This is a genomic window from Vibrio sp. 1F279, assembly GCF_041439815.1.
Taxonomy (GTDB): domain Bacteria; phylum Pseudomonadota; class Gammaproteobacteria; order Enterobacterales; family Vibrionaceae; genus Vibrio; species Vibrio tasmaniensis_A.
On sequence record NZ_JBGOOU010000057.1, the window covers coordinates 1 to 16,484 of the forward strand.

12 protein-coding genes and 5 pseudogenes are annotated in these 16,484 nt (G+C 43.5%); 11 read left to right on the forward strand and 6 right to left on the reverse strand.

The annotated features are described in order from the left end of the window. Window positions 1-238: 238 nt before the first annotated feature. Entirely contained in the window at window positions 239-943 is a 705-nt protein-coding gene (locus ACED60_RS24010; RefSeq protein WP_017103707.1) for a TetR/AcrR family transcriptional regulator, read from the reverse strand. Between the two features lie 28 nt (window positions 944-971). Next, a complete protein-coding gene (locus ACED60_RS24015; protein ID WP_017100096.1) occupies window positions 972-1,376 on the reverse strand; it encodes a nuclear transport factor 2 family protein in 405 nt (134 codons plus the stop codon). 426 nt (window positions 1,377-1,802) lie between these two features. On the opposite strand from ACED60_RS24015, the gene ACED60_RS24020 reads away from it, so the two are divergent. The 3 genes and pseudogenes from ACED60_RS24020 to ACED60_RS24030 form a co-directional block, all read left to right on the forward strand. Further along, complete coding sequence (locus ACED60_RS24020) at window positions 1,803-2,138, forward strand: XRE family transcriptional regulator (RefSeq protein WP_371728618.1); 336 nt, start codon at window positions 1,803-1,805, stop codon at window positions 2,136-2,138. After that, a complete protein-coding gene (locus ACED60_RS24025) occupies window positions 2,125-3,387 on the forward strand; it encodes a type II toxin-antitoxin system HipA family toxin (RefSeq protein WP_017100094.1) in 1,263 nt (420 codons plus the stop codon). The genes ACED60_RS24020 and ACED60_RS24025 overlap by 14 nt, the downstream gene beginning before the upstream one ends. Before the next feature lie 117 nt (window positions 3,388-3,504). After that, window positions 3,505-3,744, forward strand: a pseudogene (locus ACED60_RS24030) (IS6 family transposase); the annotation flags it as partial. Here the strand turns inward: ACED60_RS24030 and ACED60_RS24035 are convergent. Then, a pseudogene (locus ACED60_RS24035) lies at window positions 3,736-3,810 on the reverse strand (S-adenosylhomocysteine hydrolase); the annotation flags it as partial. The pseudogenes ACED60_RS24030 and ACED60_RS24035 overlap by 9 nt on opposite strands. 187 nt (window positions 3,811-3,997) lie before the next feature. Continuing rightward, a pseudogene (locus tag ACED60_RS24040) lies at window positions 3,998-4,517 on the reverse strand (integrase). Between the two features lie 84 nt (window positions 4,518-4,601). Between ACED60_RS24040 and traD (ACED60_RS24045) the strand changes: the two are divergent. From traD (ACED60_RS24045) to ACED60_RS24065, 5 genes and pseudogenes are all read left to right on the forward strand, one after another. Further along, window positions 4,602-6,707 (forward strand): type IV conjugative transfer system coupling protein TraD, encoded by a 2,106-nt coding sequence (gene traD / locus ACED60_RS24045; RefSeq protein ID WP_305373645.1) that lies wholly within the window; start codon window positions 4,602-4,604, stop codon window positions 6,705-6,707. A 123-nt stretch (window positions 6,708-6,830) separates the two neighbouring features. After that, window positions 6,831-7,831 (forward strand): annotated as a pseudogene (locus ACED60_RS24050) (IS3 family transposase); the annotation flags it as partial. A gap of 136 nt (window positions 7,832-7,967) precedes the next feature. Beyond that, window positions 7,968-8,510 (forward strand): hypothetical protein, encoded by a 543-nt coding sequence (locus ACED60_RS24055; protein WP_017100250.1) that lies wholly within the window; start codon window positions 7,968-7,970, stop codon window positions 8,508-8,510. A gap of 184 nt (window positions 8,511-8,694) precedes the next feature. Next, on the forward strand, window positions 8,695-8,880 hold the full coding sequence (locus ACED60_RS24060; RefSeq protein WP_198927411.1) for a hypothetical protein: 186 nt from the start codon (window positions 8,695-8,697) through the stop codon (window positions 8,878-8,880). A gap of 604 nt (window positions 8,881-9,484) precedes the next feature. Beyond that, window positions 9,485-10,054: a TfoX/Sxy family DNA transformation protein gene (locus ACED60_RS24065; protein WP_102579742.1), complete on the forward strand. Its 570-nt coding sequence runs from the start codon at window positions 9,485-9,487 to the stop codon at window positions 10,052-10,054. 419 nt (window positions 10,055-10,473) lie between these two features. Here the strand turns inward: ACED60_RS24065 and ACED60_RS24070 are convergent, their stop codons facing one another. Both ACED60_RS24070 and ACED60_RS24075 read right to left on the reverse strand, forming a co-directional pair. Then, window positions 10,474-10,881 (reverse strand): H-NS family nucleoid-associated regulatory protein, encoded by a 408-nt coding sequence (locus tag ACED60_RS24070; RefSeq protein ID WP_017100253.1) that lies wholly within the window; start codon window positions 10,879-10,881, stop codon window positions 10,474-10,476. A gap of 156 nt (window positions 10,882-11,037) precedes the next feature. Continuing rightward, window positions 11,038-11,655 carry a DUF2913 family protein gene (locus ACED60_RS24075; protein WP_017100254.1) on the reverse strand — a complete coding sequence of 206 codons (618 nt, stop codon included), beginning with the start codon at window positions 11,653-11,655 and terminating at the stop codon, window positions 11,038-11,040. A 148-nt stretch (window positions 11,656-11,803) separates the two neighbouring features. On the opposite strand from ACED60_RS24075, the pseudogene traD (ACED60_RS24080) reads away from it, so the two are divergent. From traD (ACED60_RS24080) to mobF, 3 genes and pseudogenes are all read left to right on the forward strand, one after another. Further along, window positions 11,804-13,763, forward strand: a pseudogene (gene traD / locus ACED60_RS24080) (type IV conjugative transfer system coupling protein TraD). Window positions 13,764-14,379: 616 nt separating this feature from the next. Continuing rightward, a complete protein-coding gene (locus ACED60_RS24085; protein ID WP_102258448.1) occupies window positions 14,380-15,903 on the forward strand; it encodes a hypothetical protein in 1,524 nt (507 codons plus the stop codon). 93 nt (window positions 15,904-15,996) lie between these two features. After that, window positions 15,997-16,484, forward strand: a 488-nt coding sequence (gene mobF / locus ACED60_RS24090; RefSeq protein ID WP_371728619.1) for a MobF family relaxase, incomplete at its 3' end; no start/stop codon positions are given.

A 16,484-nucleotide genomic window follows, 5' to 3' on the forward strand; every position in this document is an offset into this window, starting at 1 on the left:
ACTCACTCTACCTTTTACCCAGAAATCAAGCTCATCTAAGCGGAGAAGAGCCCCTTTAGTTATCTATGAATTGCTAATTTAGGGGAAGCTGTAGCTCATTTATGTCCAGAGGCTTCATAGACCTGAATTTTGACTCGTGGCACTTTCTAACTCAAAAGTGTCTTATTGGCTTCATGAGGTGCATAGTTAAGCACAATACTTTCTGAAATTAACGTTACCATAAGGTATAAAATTCCTGCTATGGCATCTCGTTTAGTGCGTTAATCTGGTGTTTCAAACCATCTATAAAAACATCAACATACCTATTAAAACTCTCATCCATCGGTTTGTCATAGCCATTTTGCCAGCGTAAAATGAAAGAAGCATTCATCATTTGAGGTAGAAAACGAGTTAAGTTTGGATACTCACTATTTTCTACCTTCTTAGCCTCCCCTCTTAACTTAGCTTCCCATTCATCCGCATTATCTAGCGGTAAATGACCGAACTCCATGGTTACGAAACCACACATTGATGCAATTACTGTGTTGTACATAGGGACTATATGAGACGGCGGACAATTTGCATCCAAAAGAGCAGCTATAATTCCATCTAGCAATCTAGGATCTTGATACGCATTTGCCAGAAGTCGCCCTCCTATCAAATCTGCGATGTGGGGATGGTGTTTTACTGCACCTCTGTAGTTTTGGAATAACAGGGTCAACCAGACGTGCCAATCCAGGTTACCGTAGTTAGGTGTGACACTAGACATCACTGTATTTGCAATTTCACCTAACAGTGTGTTTTTGTTTTTAAAATACCAATAGATAGCTGTTGGATAGGTATCTAACCGTTTAGCTACGTCTCGAATACTAAACGTATCGATTCCTTTCTCCGCAATAAGATTCAGTGCTACCTCGATTATAATTTCCTTAGAGAGAGGTGTTGTATTTGCTTTTCTTTTCATAAAGGTACCGCTATCTATAAAGTACTTGCTAAAGGGAGGTCTGCTTTTTAGACAGATTGAACGAACTTCTAATGTTAAAAGTATCGTAAACAATATTTAATTTGGTAATCAAGCGGCTACCTTTGTCGACTTCTAACACATCGACAACATTAAAAGGTGCAGGTTCACCATTGGCAAGTGTCCAGTCAAAGTAGAACCAGATAGATATCAAATCTGTACAGTCACGAGTTGATTTCCCTTCCATTACACCCTTCAAGGTTAGCTTTGAACTGCTCGTATCTTCAAACAATTCAGGATAAAAGTCTGCTGCCTTACGTTCACCGTAAAGTGGTGAACTCACCAACGCATCTGGCGTGAAAAGCGATAGTACTTTTTCAATGTTTGCTTCTTCAAGTGCTTCAAGGTATTTGTTTGCTATCGTATTGGCATTCATGATTTTACTCTATTGTTCAGTGTGCAATTCTATATTGTACACTGAACAATAATGAGAGCAAGCTTGAGTTTGTAGCTGTTTAATAGAATGAAAGGTGCTGCATTAACAATGAATGCACTCCTGCATTAAATGCATAAATATTTCGCATCGTTGACTGTAATTGGAAGGTTTTGTCCAAAAGCTTCTCAGGTGTCGTCTACTCGACCAAAGTGTGGTAAAGCAATAACTAAATAGAGAGTTCAGACAGGATCTCTGTTTTTCATTGCAGTCATTTCAATGACTGTTTTATTGTAAACTACAATTCACTTTAAGGTTTTTATAGTAAAATAGTTTTTACTATAATTATTTCTAACCTATTACTTTGACATTTAAATTTTGGTAAATTAATATTTACCTTATTATATTTTCGGTAAAGGTTGATTTACTATGGGAAGAGGTAACATTCAGGTTAGCACTGTTGCTAGTGCCGCACTAACTCATTTTGCCACGATGCTTACAATCCAGCGTAAGGAAAAGAAAATCACTCTAGAAGAGACTTGTTCCCGAGTTGGGGTATCTAAGCCCACTATGATAAAGATTCTTAAAGGTGATCCGTCTGTAAGTATCGGACTCTACTTCGAAACTGCTTGGGTATTAGGTGTTCCTTTATTTGAACCCGATGAAAACCAGTTTGCTATTAAACGTAAAACAAATGCGAAAATTGAGGCATTACTGCCTAATCGAGTAAGAAGGAAAAAGGTAATTTTAGATGATGACTTCTAGTAATCAATGCTTCGTTTGGAAATGGCTTAAAGGACAATCAGAGCCTGTGGTAGCAGGTAGACTCACTATTGATGAAACTGGCCAACATTTTACGTACGGTCAGTCTTACTTGAAACGTTCAGATGCAGAACCAATTTACTCAAATGAATTACCGCTTTCTGCTGGTACTAAGGAACCAGTTCAAGGTATGCCTATATTCTCTTGCTTGCGTGATGCAGCTCCAGATGCTTGGGGACGTAGGGTCATTAATTCTCGGTTGATGGGCAAAGACTACGATGCTGAGTTAGGCGAAATGACGTATTTGATGCATTCCGCTTCAGATCGGATCGGTTCTCTCGATTTTCAAGAATCGGCCACTGAGTATTTTGATCGTTCTACTGATGCGGCAACTCTTGAAGAATTATACAATGCGTCTGAAATCGTCGGTCAAGGTAAGGAAATCTCTTCGGATTTGGATAGAGCACTTATGCATGGTACATCCCTCGGAGGTGCTCGCCCGAAAGCGATGATCACTGGTAATGAAGCTAAGTATATTGCTAAGTTTTCAGCATCAAATGATACTTACGAAGTTGTACAATCAGAATACGTAGCAATGAGGCTTGCCAAGTTAGCAGGACTCAATGTTGCCGAAGTTATTTTTGAAAAAGTATTAGGAAAAGATGTTCTTCTTGTAAGACGCTTTGATAGAGCGTTAGTTGGTGACGTTTGGTGTCGTCGCTCAATGGTGTCCGGGCTGACAGTTTTAGGCTTAGATGAAACATGGGCTAGAGAGGCATCTTACGCAGACCTAGTGAACAATATGAAGCAGTATTGCATCGATTTTACCTCTGATAGCCAAGAGCTATTTGCACGGATGGTATTTAATGTACTGATCGGTAATACGGATGACCATGCTCGAAATCATGCTTTCTTTGTAGAAGGGGAGAAAATATCCCTGTCACCGGCTTATGATATTTGTCCACAAAACCGTACAGGTGGGGAGGCGAGTCATGGAATGAAGATCTTCGAAAATCTTAATTTATCTCTGTTATCACTTTGTATGCAAGCAGCACCAAGTTTCAATATTAAGGCTGAAAAAGCAGAAGAAATTATTAGGTTTCAAATTTCTACGATTACCCAAGAGTTTGAATCCGTGTGTAACGAAGTAGATGTCCCTGAAGTTACGCGAAAGTTACTTTTCAAACGTGTGATATTGAATAACTACATATTCAATGAAATGGAACATTTAAAGCCGCAAGATGGTCATTAAGTAGAATACATGGAATATCTAAATAAACAATGTCCGTACGACATGATGGGTTTTGTCGCAAAGTTTTGCGTTGTCGGTTAAGATTTACTCAATCTTTACCTAATACTCTGAATCTCAATGTTTAAAGGTTGCCACTTCCCCTCTGAAGTTATTCTCGAAACCGTACGTTATTATCTCGCCTATAAACTCAGTTATCGTGAAATTGAAGAGATACAATTGGAGCGCGGAGTCGTTGTGGATCAGGCCACTATTAATCGTTGGGTTATCAAATTTACGCCAGTATTAGAGCACAGAGCGAGGTGTAGAAATAAGCCCGTATCTGGCTCGTGGCGAATGGGTGAAACCTACATCAAAGTCTTTGCGCTCAAAAACATAGCGTCTGGAGCGCTTTATCTTTTGATAAACGCGATCAACTGCTGTCATTTGAACCTCCTAACTTTCATACGTGTTCGTAATATAACGCAACCTTATTATGACAGGAAGAAATACGGCAAACTCAAAGGGGATAATACGGCAAAAATAACGAATAAATATTATTAACCTATTGTTTTATAATAATCATTTCAAGGTCATTAAAAATGACCTTTCTAAAATCAACACTCCAACCTTACTATGAGTCTATCCCCTCAGAGATGTTCAGAGCCTCCTCAATTTCTACGCCTAAATAGCAAATGGTATTATCCAACTTAACATGGCCAAGTAATAGTTGCACAGCGCGAATGTTTTTGGTTCTCGCCTAAATTAACGTCACCTTGGTACGGCGCATCGAGTGGGTACCATAGAGATAGGGATCGTAGCCGAGTTCCGTTACCCAGCGGAAAATGATGGTGGCGTAGCTGCTACAACTAATTGCTTTACCCTGCCTTCGAGGACTTGGGAAAATAGAGTCTGGTGCAGAGAGTTGGCTGTGCAGTGCGTGAAGTGAGCTCAAACTGTACCCCTCTGGCTGTAAAGCACGCGAACCAGAAGAGATATCCCTCACTTTCATTCTAAGTAAGTCACAAGAACGTAACTTGCAATCGATAGCGAGATTGAGCAAGGTCGATTTCAAGCCTAGTGCGAATTCGCCAGATATCTTCAAGCTTGAAGGACTTTTTCTGCCCTGTTAGATGACCTTTCTTCGTCCACATAATTGACCTCCAATCTAAACCAGCTCATCTGCATACGCAGGTAATTATATAAAAAGTACTGCATTTAACTCTCAAGGAACCACTATGCCTAGACCTAAACGCGCGTCCGGCAACCACTTTACCCGTGGCGGACAAATTACTTTTCACTCCATTCGGATGTTCTTTCAAGTCAACAACACCTTAGTCTACGCCGCCATTTGGTCGGTGATAGCACTCACTGGTGTTCTAACCTGGCTACGCGCTCCTGATAACGCCTTTTGGTCTGTGTTCTACTACTGGCGCAATCATATCTATGCCAGCTTTGGGCACGATCTTAACAGCGAAGTCACGACGTTCTGGAGCGGGAAACGCTACGTTGGTACGCTCGCCTCCCAACTGGAAAACACCCAACTCATCGACCTTTACGATAACGTGATACACCAAATACAAATCAACTTCTTAATTGCCATCGGTATTGCCTTCGCTATTTTGATGCTCGCCATGAGTTTCTTTAAACGACAAGGCGAAAAGCAAAGTGAAGATTTCCACGTTCGAGGCTTTCAATACGCCGAACCCAAAGTGCTCACAAATGATTTGAAAAAACGGGCAAAGAAACTCAAGAAACAGGGTGTAGGCAACGGACGAATTTCTGATTTCAAAGTGGATGGGCTGGCCTTATTTAAACGTGAGTTTGAAGTGCAGCACATGCTGATTGACGGCACCACAGGGGCCGGTAAATCCGTCATGCTGCGGAAACTGCTGCGCTGGATACGCAAACGTGGGGATAAAGCGATTATTTATGATAAAGGCTGCACCTTTACCAGTAAGTTCTTTGACCCTAGCCAAGACACCTTACTCAACCCCTTCGATGAACGCTGCGCCAATTGGGATGTGTGGTGCGATGCAAAAGAAGCCCCTGACTTTGAAAATATCGCCAGCGCCCTTATCCCGCAGCATGGCGAAGGTGACCCATTCTGGGTCGACTCCGCCCGGACTATCTTTTCAAGTGCGGCGTATCGCATGAGCCAAGATGACAAGCCCTGCTCGACCGCAAGGCTGCTTAGCCTGATACTCACGTCTGAACTTGAAACCCTGGGTAATTTCCTGCAAGGCACAGAGTCTGCTTCCCTGGTCTCGAAAGACATCAAAAAGACGGCCATCTCCATTAAGTCGGTGCTCGCTACCTACATTAAGAGCCTACGCTTTTTAGATGGCTTGGATGACAAAGACACGAAAGGAGAGCCCAAACGTAAACCGTTTTCTATCACCGATTGGGTACAAGATGACAAACAAAAAGGCTTTTTGTTTTTATCGAGTAACGCGCAGCAACACGCCTCATTGCGTCCTTTGATTTCGACGTGGCTTGCCATTGCTTCTAACGCTATCTTGGGACTCAAAGACGATGAAGACCGCCGCATCTGGGTGATTATGGATGAAATGCCAAGTCTGCATAAACTGCCTGAGCTTGACACCATCATTGCCGAAGTGCGTAAGTTTGGGGGCTGTTATGTGATTGGTCTCCAGTCTTATGCGCAGCTAGTGAAAACCTACGGAAAAAATACCGCGGACGTTATTTTTGATTTACTCAACTCTCGCTTTTACTTTCGCGCCCCATCAGCGCAGATGGCGCAAATCTCATCCAAAGATTTGGGTGAGCAAGAGGTGGATGTCTCAAGAGAGCACATTTCTTACGGTGCAAATGCACTCCGTGATGGGGTATCGATTGGCCACCAGACGGTGACACGACCGGTTATCTCTAGCAGTGAAATCCAAGCCATGGATGATTTGCAATGTTACCTTCGCGTACCAGGAAGCAGCTTTATCACTCGACTGGATTTGCACTTTGATAAGATGCGAGATGTGACACCGGCCTTTATAAAACGTGATTACACCCCATCGCCCGCCATGACCAAAGCGTATCAAAAAGCGATTTACTTTGAGTGTGTCGCCCCAGGTATGCTCCTCAACGAAGAAGAGCGTAACGCACTCACAGAAATCCAAGCCAAGCAATTTGAAACGCCGGAAGAGATGAAGCTGGAAACCGACCAAATCCAACAAGCACAACGAAGTGAGACAGTCAAAGCGTTAGCCAGCAAGGAGTCGGAAAAGCTCAAATCAGACAATGACCATCAAGAGCGCGCGCATCAAGAGCTTGAAGAGTCGGCGATATCTCAAGATATCGAGATGGACTCTGGAGAAATGGTAGAATAAATAGCCATTGCGCTTTAAGGAACTTAAATACCCTCTTAAATGGTCAACTTATCAAAAACTAGGTGTCGAGGGCATTTAAACAAGGATGTTAATCACTGTCCCGTCCTGAAATGTGTTACACATATGACCATTCCAAATAAACACTACGTTAAGCGCACTCAGCGTGATTACACACTAGGCTTTAAATTACAGATTGTAGACGCCATCGAAAAAGGCGATATGACCTATAAACAAGCCCAATCAATTTACGGCATACAAGGTCGTTCGACCGTTCTTACTTGGTTAAGAAAGCATGGCAAAATGGATTGGACTACCAATCCAAGGAAGAACACGATGTCAAAATCACCGAGAGTGAATGAAACACCCGCCCAAAAAATAAAACGACTTGAACAAGAGCTCGAAGACGAACGTCTTAGGTGCCTTCTTCTCAACAGAGTTGTTGATATTATTGATGCTGAGCATGGGATGTCGCTAAGAAAAAGTATATAGCGAAGGAGCAAGAAGCCTTCAAAAGGAGAGGAAATTAAGCTTAAGTAAAGCTTGCTCATTGCTCGATATATCCCGTCACAGAGAGAAAAGCGTGAGGCAACTCGTCAGGCTGAGCTTGCTCCTGTTAAAGGAATGGTCCTTGAACTAAGACGCTTCATGCCTCGGCTAGGAACTCGTAAGCTCTATTTCTTATTGAAACCTAGGCTGATAGCTAAGGGAGTAAAACTTGGGCGTGATGCTTTGTTTGATTACCTCAGGGAAGAGCGCTTACTCGTTAAGCCGAAACGGAGTTACACCAAAACAACGAACAGCAGGCACTGGATGAAAAAACATCCGAACTTGCTAAAAGAAGTCGTTCCGTCAAAACCAGAGAGGTTCTGGTGAGCGACATCACTTATGTTCAGTCGATCGAGGGCTTTCATTACTTGTCATTGGTTACCGATGCCTTCAGTCTTAAAATCATGGGTTATGAAGTCAGCAATGAAATGAAAGCGAGCGATGTTGTGAAGGCCTTAGATATGACGGTAAAAACTCGATGTTATCGTCATGCGACAATCCATCACTAAGAGAGAGGGCTTCAGTATTGTTCTAGTTTTTATCAAGAGAAGCTTAAAAAGCATGACATAACACCGTCAACGTATTTTAGGACGAGACACCTCAACAATGGAAAATAATTATGAACCCAAAAGCCCAATACGGACTGCAAATGAAATACCCTTACAACCAACCTATCCCTAAAGCACATCAACTGCCTGTATGGAAATGCGATTAATGCGTTATCTTTTCCTACACAAAGAAAATGAATATCTTTTATTGAGTAATGAAGATGGCACATTAAAAGAGGAGGCAAGTCAACTGACGCAGCAAGGATTTACTTGTTTCATACACTCCCCCATCGAGGCAGAAGAGAAAGAAACCGCGAAAACGCTATACCTTAAAGAGTTATTATTTTGCGCAACCAATGGTCACATTATCGCCATTCACCAATTAACAGGACAAGAAGTGTGGAGAAATCGGCCACAAGGAAAAGAGTACCAGGCATTAGGAACCACTACGCTCTTGCTAGAAAAAGGTATGTTGATTTGCGGCTCTAACGGATGCGTATTTGCGCTATGCCCCTTTTCAGGCTCTCTTTTATGGGATAATAGTTTACCAAATCTTGGTTTTGGCACAGTGACGCTGGCAACGACACAACAAAACACAACAATTGAAACCATCGTGATTACTCAAACAAACACGACACATGGTCATGATCACGGTCATCATACTCGCCACTCAATTTATCCCTCCATCATCGAATACAATAACCTATGATGAAAAAATACGATGCGGCCCTGACATGTTAAAACAACCTGAACCACTCATTGTTCTCGATATGCTCGACGGCAACGACTGGCGACATTTCGTGCTTACTTATAGAAGACGCTAAAAGGTTGATGCCCTCTACATTGCGTATGCGCTAGAGTTAGATATTCCTGTGGTGACAGATGATCAAGACATGGCTGAGTTAGCCGAAACGTTTGAAGTGAAGTCTATTCCGACTTTAGAGTTAATGAAAATTATGCATGACAACGGTCATGCAGATATCGGCAAAATCAAAGGTATTGTTGACTATTGGAGCGCAATTGGAGATTGCCCAGCTAATCTCCATCGTGATCTTAAGAAATTTGTTCCTGAGTTATAAAAACGCTCAACCCTTGTGAGAGCCCTGAACAAGCAGAACATTCAATGGATTCCCTTTCCAAACGTTGGACGAATTTACCCACCCCACTTTCGTGTTATGGAATAAATCAAGGTTCGCTCCACCTGCTATATGCCTGCATGTAGTAGGTAGAGTGAGCCAGACAAACGCAGTACGTCAGAAGTATTTTCGTTTTTAATCGATAACCCTAGCTCACTGAGCGCGACCAACCCCTATTTTTTAATTTCGTCTCAGGAAATTTTAGTGGACCGTCTCAGTGGGCTACTTTATTGATAGTAAGAACCGGACGGGTTTTGACGTTATTTTATATTTGTCTCTCACTTACCCTCTACTTCTGAGCCCTTTTCCTGTTATTGAGGTGAGACGCGAAGCACCGTATTAGTTGAAATGCTAGAAGCTTGTTAACGGTATTTTATCCGTATTATGGTCATGTTATACGGCGTTCCAAATGGGCGGTTAATATGAGAACTCGATCATGCTTTTACTTTGCATTAGCCCATAAAATAGTTAAATCATACCTCCTCTAAAAATGAGGTTAAACATTACAGTATTCATCAGTATGCCTAACAATTTTTTGAAACATTACATGGATCTATTATCACCATTAGGAAGCATAACATCGCACTCTATGTTCGGCGGATTTGGTTTATTTTCAGATAAGACAGTTTTTGCTTTCGTTGCGAAAGAGCGATTATGCATAAGAGCGAATGAAAGCCAAAAAAAAGTGTTTGAAAAGCGTGGATTTCAGCCCTTTTCTTATACAAAACGGACGGGTCGGGTTGTCACCTCTTATTACATCCTACCTAATGATGTATTGAAGGATCGTAACCAGGTGCTTCAATTAGCTAAATGTGCACTGAACGATTCCCAGAATAGAGGGTTATCAAAACGTTTATCTTTCCCCGTTAAATTGAGAGTATTACCGAACTTTCAAGCAAGCACAGAACGGATGCTCAGGAAGGCTGGTATTGATTCTGTTGAGTGTTTATATCGTGTTGGCGCAGCCAACGCTTTCCTCGCCATTCGAGCTTCGCATAATGTTCCCGTTAAACTTGAACTGCTTTGGATTCTAGAGGGAGCGATACAAGGTGTACACTGGTCGGTCGTTTCTGACCAAAGGCGCAATGAGTTAATCCATTTGATTGAAACTGTGTGACTATATCTATAAAAACGACAAACAACGAGCCGAGGCTCTGAAGCCCTCTTTATTTATAATTACTGTAATTGAAGGTGATGTAAGTCTTTCGTGGCTTGTTACCATATAAAGGGGCAATAGAGCATTAAACCACCTTTCGTTTAATGCTTTGTAATATTGATATGTGTTTGCCAGCGCCAAGTCATGGGGGCTCTTTCCATTGCCCTGACTTTTTGCTGAGCAAAGGGTCAAGTATGACCGTTATAGCCGTCTGCAGGGGCGCTTTTTGGCGTCTCCAAGCCCTTTCATAAATACCGTCTCTGACTTCAGTAAGGTATCATTCTCGTCGAAATGTTGGGTCATTGTGGGCTTATCTCTCGTGATAAATAAGCCCAGCAGGCCTGGCTATGATAAGTAAGCCATTGTTTGAGTAAAAGAAACTAGCGCTTAATCAAAAAATCATCAATGGATTGACCCGCATCTAATTTCGTTTGAATGGCCGCAGGTGTGCGACCTTGTCCTGTCCATGTTTTTTCAGTGCCGCTCTCATCAGTGTATTGGTATTTCGCGGGTCTTGGTTGACGAATTTTTTTTGTTTTTGGCTGTCCAGTGAGCGCTGCCAGTAAGTCCTCTACCCCTATTCCACTCTCTGACATTTGTTTTGCCATTTCAGCCACTTTGGCCTCTTTTTCTGCGCGCGCTTCACGTTCAGCTTCTTCGCTTTCCTGGCGCTCCAGATACACGGTTGTTAATTTATCCAGTGCTTCTTCAAGCTGCTCAAAAGTTAATTCTCGAGAGAATGCTCGCAAAGTGCGAATGTTCAGTAACGTTTTAATCATTGGGTTCATGTTAAGCCTATTTATTGTTGAGTTTTTATATGACTAAGCGGCACATATATAATGCTTGTCGAAGTGTGTGTCAAAATTCATTTGAAAGTAGTGATGCTTTGTTAACTGGGTCTCATATAAAAGCTTAGATGGCACAGAGGGGGAGAAATAAAGAGGTCATTGTCCAACAACGTGCTTATCGCTCACTTTTGGGGAGGAAATGCGATGCAAGAGTAAGTGAATCACTTCATGCTCATCCACATGCTCGATTTCTACGCGATAGACACCTTGGGCTTGCACGGCCTCAATCAGCGCTTTGAGGCGCGTCGTTTTGACAGTCATCACCAAGGGTTTGATTTGGTTATTGTCTTTATCAAACCCTTCTTCAATTTCTGACTGGGTCATGTACAAGATCTCCTCCTCTCTCGCTTTGTCGGGATGGTCGAGCTCGGAAGGAAATTGGTGCTGATCATTGAGGTCTGTCAGCATGAGATAGAGTTCATCCGCCTGTGACAATCGAGCCTGATACTCAAGGTTCAGTTGATTGACCGTCCACAACTTTTGCTCAAGATTGCCTCTGGTTTGGCGACCAATAGTGAGCATGGTTTTTAGGTCGTTTTTGCACACAGAGAATTGAGCCTGCTTTACTTTCGGTTTGAGGTATTTCACCAAGAAGGCATTGCGTTTCTTTACCGTCCAAAACCCACCTTGCTGACTCATAGTGCAATAGAGCGTCAGCAGTGAATGGGTAACCAGCTCATCCAGAGCTAGGTAGTGTTTTAAATTTTGACTCATCAAAGCGCTCTGTTTATCCAATCAGTCGCACAGTGTATCAAATCCCCAATGAAAATCATGGCGTAAGCGCGCCTTTCCTTTGAATAGCAGTGAATACGTTCATTTCACCACTTTACCTTCAACGCCAACTCTTAAATAAGGAGCGACGATGCGTCCCCGTAAGAAAAGCAATCATTTTACCCGAGGTGGCCAAGTCATCTTCCATTCCATTCGAATGTTCTTCCAAGTCAACAACACCATCATCAAGTTCATTGGTTTTGGGATGTTATTGGCCACCCTCGCGTCACGCCTTTTGGGGGAGTTCTATTACTGGCGGAATATTTTATACGCTATTAGACAACTTGGTGAACCCAGTGTGGGACGGTGAGCGCTACCAATCCACGCTCGCGTCTCAGCTTGACAATGTCGTGCTTCTCGATATTCACGCCGAGGAGTTGCGAAACTTCCAAGTCTACTACCTCATTTCGATGTTGGTCGGATTCTTCATCTTTTATCTGCTGCAGCGTTTTTTCAAAGAGCAAGGCGAGAAACAGAGTGAAGACTTTCATGTGCGTGGTTTTCGTCTGGTTGAGCTACAAGTATTAACCAAGATGCAAATCAAGCGCGCTAAAGTGAACCGTAAACGCGGTTATGGCGATGGCACCACGGGCGCGGCGGGTAATCAGTGATGATCCGCAAACTGGTGCGATGGATACGAGAGCGTGGCGACAAGGCCATTATTTACGACAAAGGTTGTGTGTTCACCTGTAAATTCTACCGCCCTGAGACCGACGTCATATTGAACCCGTTTGATGCTCGATGCGCGAATTGGGACGTGTGGTGCGACGCAAAAGACGCCCCCGACTTTGAGAACATGGCCGCGGCCCTCATCCCACAACACGGCGATGGCGATCCATTTTGGGTTGACTCAGCGCGCACCATTTTTTCATCCACCGCCTTTCGCATGAGCCAGGACAATAAACCCGCGACGACCGCACGCCTATTGAGTTTAATTTTGACCAGTGAGCTTGAAGCGTTAGGTAATTTTCTGGAAGGCACCGAGGCCGCCGCCCTGGCATCGAAGGACATCAAGAAAACCGCGATTTCCATCAAATCGGTATTGGCCACCTACATGAAAAGCATGCGTTTTTAGACGGCCTTGATGATGAGCATCGAGACGAAGCGCTGCAGAAGAAGTTTTCTATTACAGACTGGGTACAAGACGATAAGCAGACCGGCTTTTTGTTCTTATAGAGTAACGCGCAGCAGCATGCGTCACTGCGACCGCTCATCTCCATGTGGTTGGCTATCGTGTCCAACGCCATTTTAGGGCTAGAAGCCGATGAAGACCGCCGCATTTGGGTCTTGATGGATGAAATGCCCAGTCTGCATAAATTACCTGAACTCGGCTCCATCACAGCCGAAGTGCGAAAATTTGGCGGGTGCTACTTAATTGGTATCCAATCGTACGCGCAGTTGCTGAAAACCTATGGCAAGAACGCCGCCGATGAGATGTTTGATTTGTTGAACACGCGCTTTTTCTTTCGTGCGCCATCAGCACAAATGGCGCAAATCTCTTCCAAAGACTTGGGGGAGCAAGAAGTCGATATTTCTAAAGAAAACGTGTCGTACGGCGCGAACACGCTGCGTGACGGTGTGTCATTGGGCCATCAAACGGTCACAAGGCCCGGCGGTCTCGCCGAGTGAGATCCAAGCTTTGGATGATTTGCTGTGTTACGTACGTACGCCAGGTGTTGATCTCATCACTAAGCTGGATTTGGAGTTCGATGTCATGAAAGACATCTGCCCTTCTTTCAACAAACGTAGCGTGACATTGTCACAGCCCATGTTCAAACCACTTACTACGAAAGGTCGCACCGAGTCTTCACCTATCCAAAGAAGCGCAGCAACCACTTCTCAAGCTACAACATGCCAAGTTCGATTCAAAAGAATAAATGCTCAACGAGGCAAGCCAAATGAAAGAAGCGATGCAAAGTGACACCGTGCAAGCGATGGTCGAGTCAAAGGATCAAGACAATCTCGAGTACCAGGAGCAAGCGCAGCGAACCATTGAAGAGCAAGCCACCTCACCGGAAATAGAGATGGAAGCGGGCGATATGGTTGAATAGCGCATCAAATAGTCGATAGCCACACAAGACAGAAATAGGTCATTGCAAACCAAATGTATTAGGTATTTTTATGTTACCGAGTTTGTCTAGATTAATCTTCGAGACCTTGGTCGTCTCACTCTTATTTTTTGCACTTTGTCTTATGCAGATCACCAAGAGTCAATTTCAGTGGACGCAACTTTTCATCGCGTCCACTGGCTTTTTATCACTGTATGGTTTGAAGCGCATCGTGGTTTTTTTGTTAAAAAACGCCCCAACACTCCTCACTACATCGTACTCACCTTTGCAGTATTCGCTTTACTCCTGAGCATCAGCATGAAGTACTCGTTATTTGGTTTATTGAATTCGATAGGCCTGACTTTCATGTACTTGGCACCCAGCGTGTCAAAAAGTGCACTGACTCAATCTTAGTCATGACTAGATATTTAGTTATAGTGCACCATAAGCGCACGTAAGCCCTATCATTGATGAGATTCATTAAAGGAAAATCGATGAAAAGCGTAACGCCCCATAGAGACGACACCCTAGAGCCTCATCATCTCGAATAATCACTCAACCACTCTTCCAAGCCTTGCCATTGCAAGGCTTTTTTACGTTCATTCATCAAGGAATTACCATGTCAAATAAGACCCTCTTTAATTCTGACCATCTACCGATATTAAAGAAACAATTACACACTATATTCGATCAACTTACCTTCGCTGAAATCATTCAGGGCAACGCCACCGAAAAAAACACATGGTTATCGATTTGCGCTCAAGCGGTAGGTTATGGCGACTGGGACGACTTAAAAGCGCAAGCAGTCACGCACCACGAGCCAACCCACAACATTCTATTTAACCAAGCATCCATCATTCCTTTCATCCAAAGTGTCAGAGTCAGCTTGGGGGAGCACATCGACAATATTGAAGGCTTTACCCATGTCATACTAAGAAACTTAACTACCGAAGAGTTAAACGCCATGAATGGCAATAAAGAAGAGCTTCCCCCCCTACCCAAAGCGCCAACGTCCTATACGTTAGAATTAGGACCGAATACGGCCTATGCCCGCGACCTTTTAGATTGGCTGTGGCCAAGAACAAAAAATTACCAAGTAGACCCTATCAACACTCAGTATCTAGCGCACATGAAAGAAAAGCGAATGAGCTTGAGCAAGTCTCAAGCAAAAGAGCGCGCTTTGGATGTTTACCCACACTCTGGCATGCTAATCAGAGACATCTTAGAGCAACTGATTTCAGAAAATTACCTAGAACTCAACGATGATCAAAGGTGCGTCACTTTTACTCGCAAAGGTCTTAATTATCTCAACGGAAAAATGACCCACGAATATGACGACCAATGGAAAGAATGGTTTAAGGCATTTGCAGCGCATCTCAAAAAAATCCCATACCGATACATCAAGATAGATTGGACACCCTATATCGATTTATATGCCCGGGGCATGTCACCCATTGAGGCGGCAAAAAGTCTTGAATGGTCAGAATGCTACACTCAAGCACACTCAGAGATCCAATCGGCCATTAAACACCAACTCGACATCCATCTGCCTCTATACCCCAAGGAACGATACCTGCAATTTACGCCTAGAATATTTCTGACACCTGAGCTGACCAGCAACAAGGTAACAGACATTCATTTTGAATTTATAGGACCCGACTGGGCTAAACCAAACGGCAATCCAAAAACAAAGCGCTTTTGGCCAAACAAACGCTACGTGTCTGTTTATTTAGATACCTCCCCCAAAAGTCGAGGTTGGTATGCCGTCATTCCCGATGAGGTTGATTGTTTTCAAGTGAGCTACAAATGGACAAGCCAGTCCCATTCTTTTGCAAGCGTCACCCACCATATGACTTACCAGTTAGAGCCAAATATAGAGTGTGCTCAAGATTGGCTGTATGGCAATGAGTGCATGAAGCATTCTGATTCTTCGAAACTAGCGATGGCCGCCGATGAATACAGCTTTAACCATCTAGAATGCCTGACTCATGGCAAGCATTTAACCAAGGAAGAAATTGTAGCGTTAGACCGATTTAAAGCGGGCATTACATCCATTCACATTGATGAAAATGGCGTCATCATTCACGAAGAACGAACGTTAACCGCTAGCAATTCCTTTGCTTGTGTTGGGATCATTTTGTAACCACACCTCTTTTAATTCCACTTCCCCCTTAACCTCCACTCACCGCTCAGTTTTGCTGCTAGCGGCAATTTGCGTTGCATAAGGAAAATACTCATGCTTTCTATTAGCCCATTAAAATCCGCTTCTGGCGCTGCCAAATATTATCTCAGCGAAGAAAACCCCAAAGACCTACCTGACGTCTCTTTAGAAAAAAACGCGGGCGATAACTATTACCTCAAGGAAAAAGACCAAGAAGAAAACACCTTCTGGCATGGCAAGCTGGCCATCGAAGCGGGACTGGCGGGTAAACCCGTAGAGCAAGCCACCCTAGAATCGGTACTCTCAGGCAGTCTTGGCGGTGAAACCATTAAAGGAAAACGAGATGATCATAAATCGGGCTTCGACCTGACCTTTTCTGCGCCCAAATCCCTCAGCGTTCTCGCGCTTATTGGCGGAGATAGCCGCCTCATTGAAGCGCACAATAACGCCGTGAAGTTCGCCTTAACAGAGCTGGAGAAAGACGTAGCACAAGTCAAAGTCACCCATGAGAAAGGCGTTCAAGAATACGAAAATACGGATTCGATGCTATTTGCAGTCGTACG

What these genes read in the sequence shown, in the direction of transcription:
- ACED60_RS24015 (WP_017100096.1), bottom strand. Translation starts at nt 1,376, where the DNA reads ATGAATGCCAATACGATAGCAAACAAATACCTTGAAGCACTTGAAGAA.
- ACED60_RS24070 (WP_017100253.1), bottom strand. Translation starts at nt 10,881, where the DNA reads ATGAACCCAATGATTAAAACGTTACTGAACATTCGCACTTTGCGAGCA.
- traD (WP_305373645.1), top strand. Translation starts at nt 4,602, where the DNA reads ATGCCTAGACCTAAACGCGCGTCCGGCAACCACTTTACCCGTGGCGGA.
- ACED60_RS24010 (WP_017103707.1), bottom strand. Translation starts at nt 943, where the DNA reads ATGAAAAGAAAAGCAAATACAACACCTCTCTCTAAGGAAATTATAATC.
- ACED60_RS24085 (WP_102258448.1), top strand. Translation starts at nt 14,380, where the DNA reads ATGTCAAATAAGACCCTCTTTAATTCTGACCATCTACCGATATTAAAG.
- ACED60_RS24055 (WP_017100250.1), top strand. Translation starts at nt 7,968, where the DNA reads ATGCGTTATCTTTTCCTACACAAAGAAAATGAATATCTTTTATTGAGT.
- ACED60_RS24075 (WP_017100254.1), bottom strand. Translation starts at nt 11,655, where the DNA reads ATGAGTCAAAATTTAAAACACTACCTAGCTCTGGATGAGCTGGTTACC.
- ACED60_RS24065 (WP_102579742.1), top strand. Translation starts at nt 9,485, where the DNA reads ATGGATCTATTATCACCATTAGGAAGCATAACATCGCACTCTATGTTC.
- ACED60_RS24020 (WP_371728618.1), top strand. Translation starts at nt 1,803, where the DNA reads ATGGGAAGAGGTAACATTCAGGTTAGCACTGTTGCTAGTGCCGCACTA.
- ACED60_RS24060 (WP_198927411.1), top strand. Translation starts at nt 8,695, where the DNA reads ATGGCTGAGTTAGCCGAAACGTTTGAAGTGAAGTCTATTCCGACTTTA.
- ACED60_RS24025 (WP_017100094.1), top strand. Translation starts at nt 2,125, where the DNA reads ATGATGACTTCTAGTAATCAATGCTTCGTTTGGAAATGGCTTAAAGGA.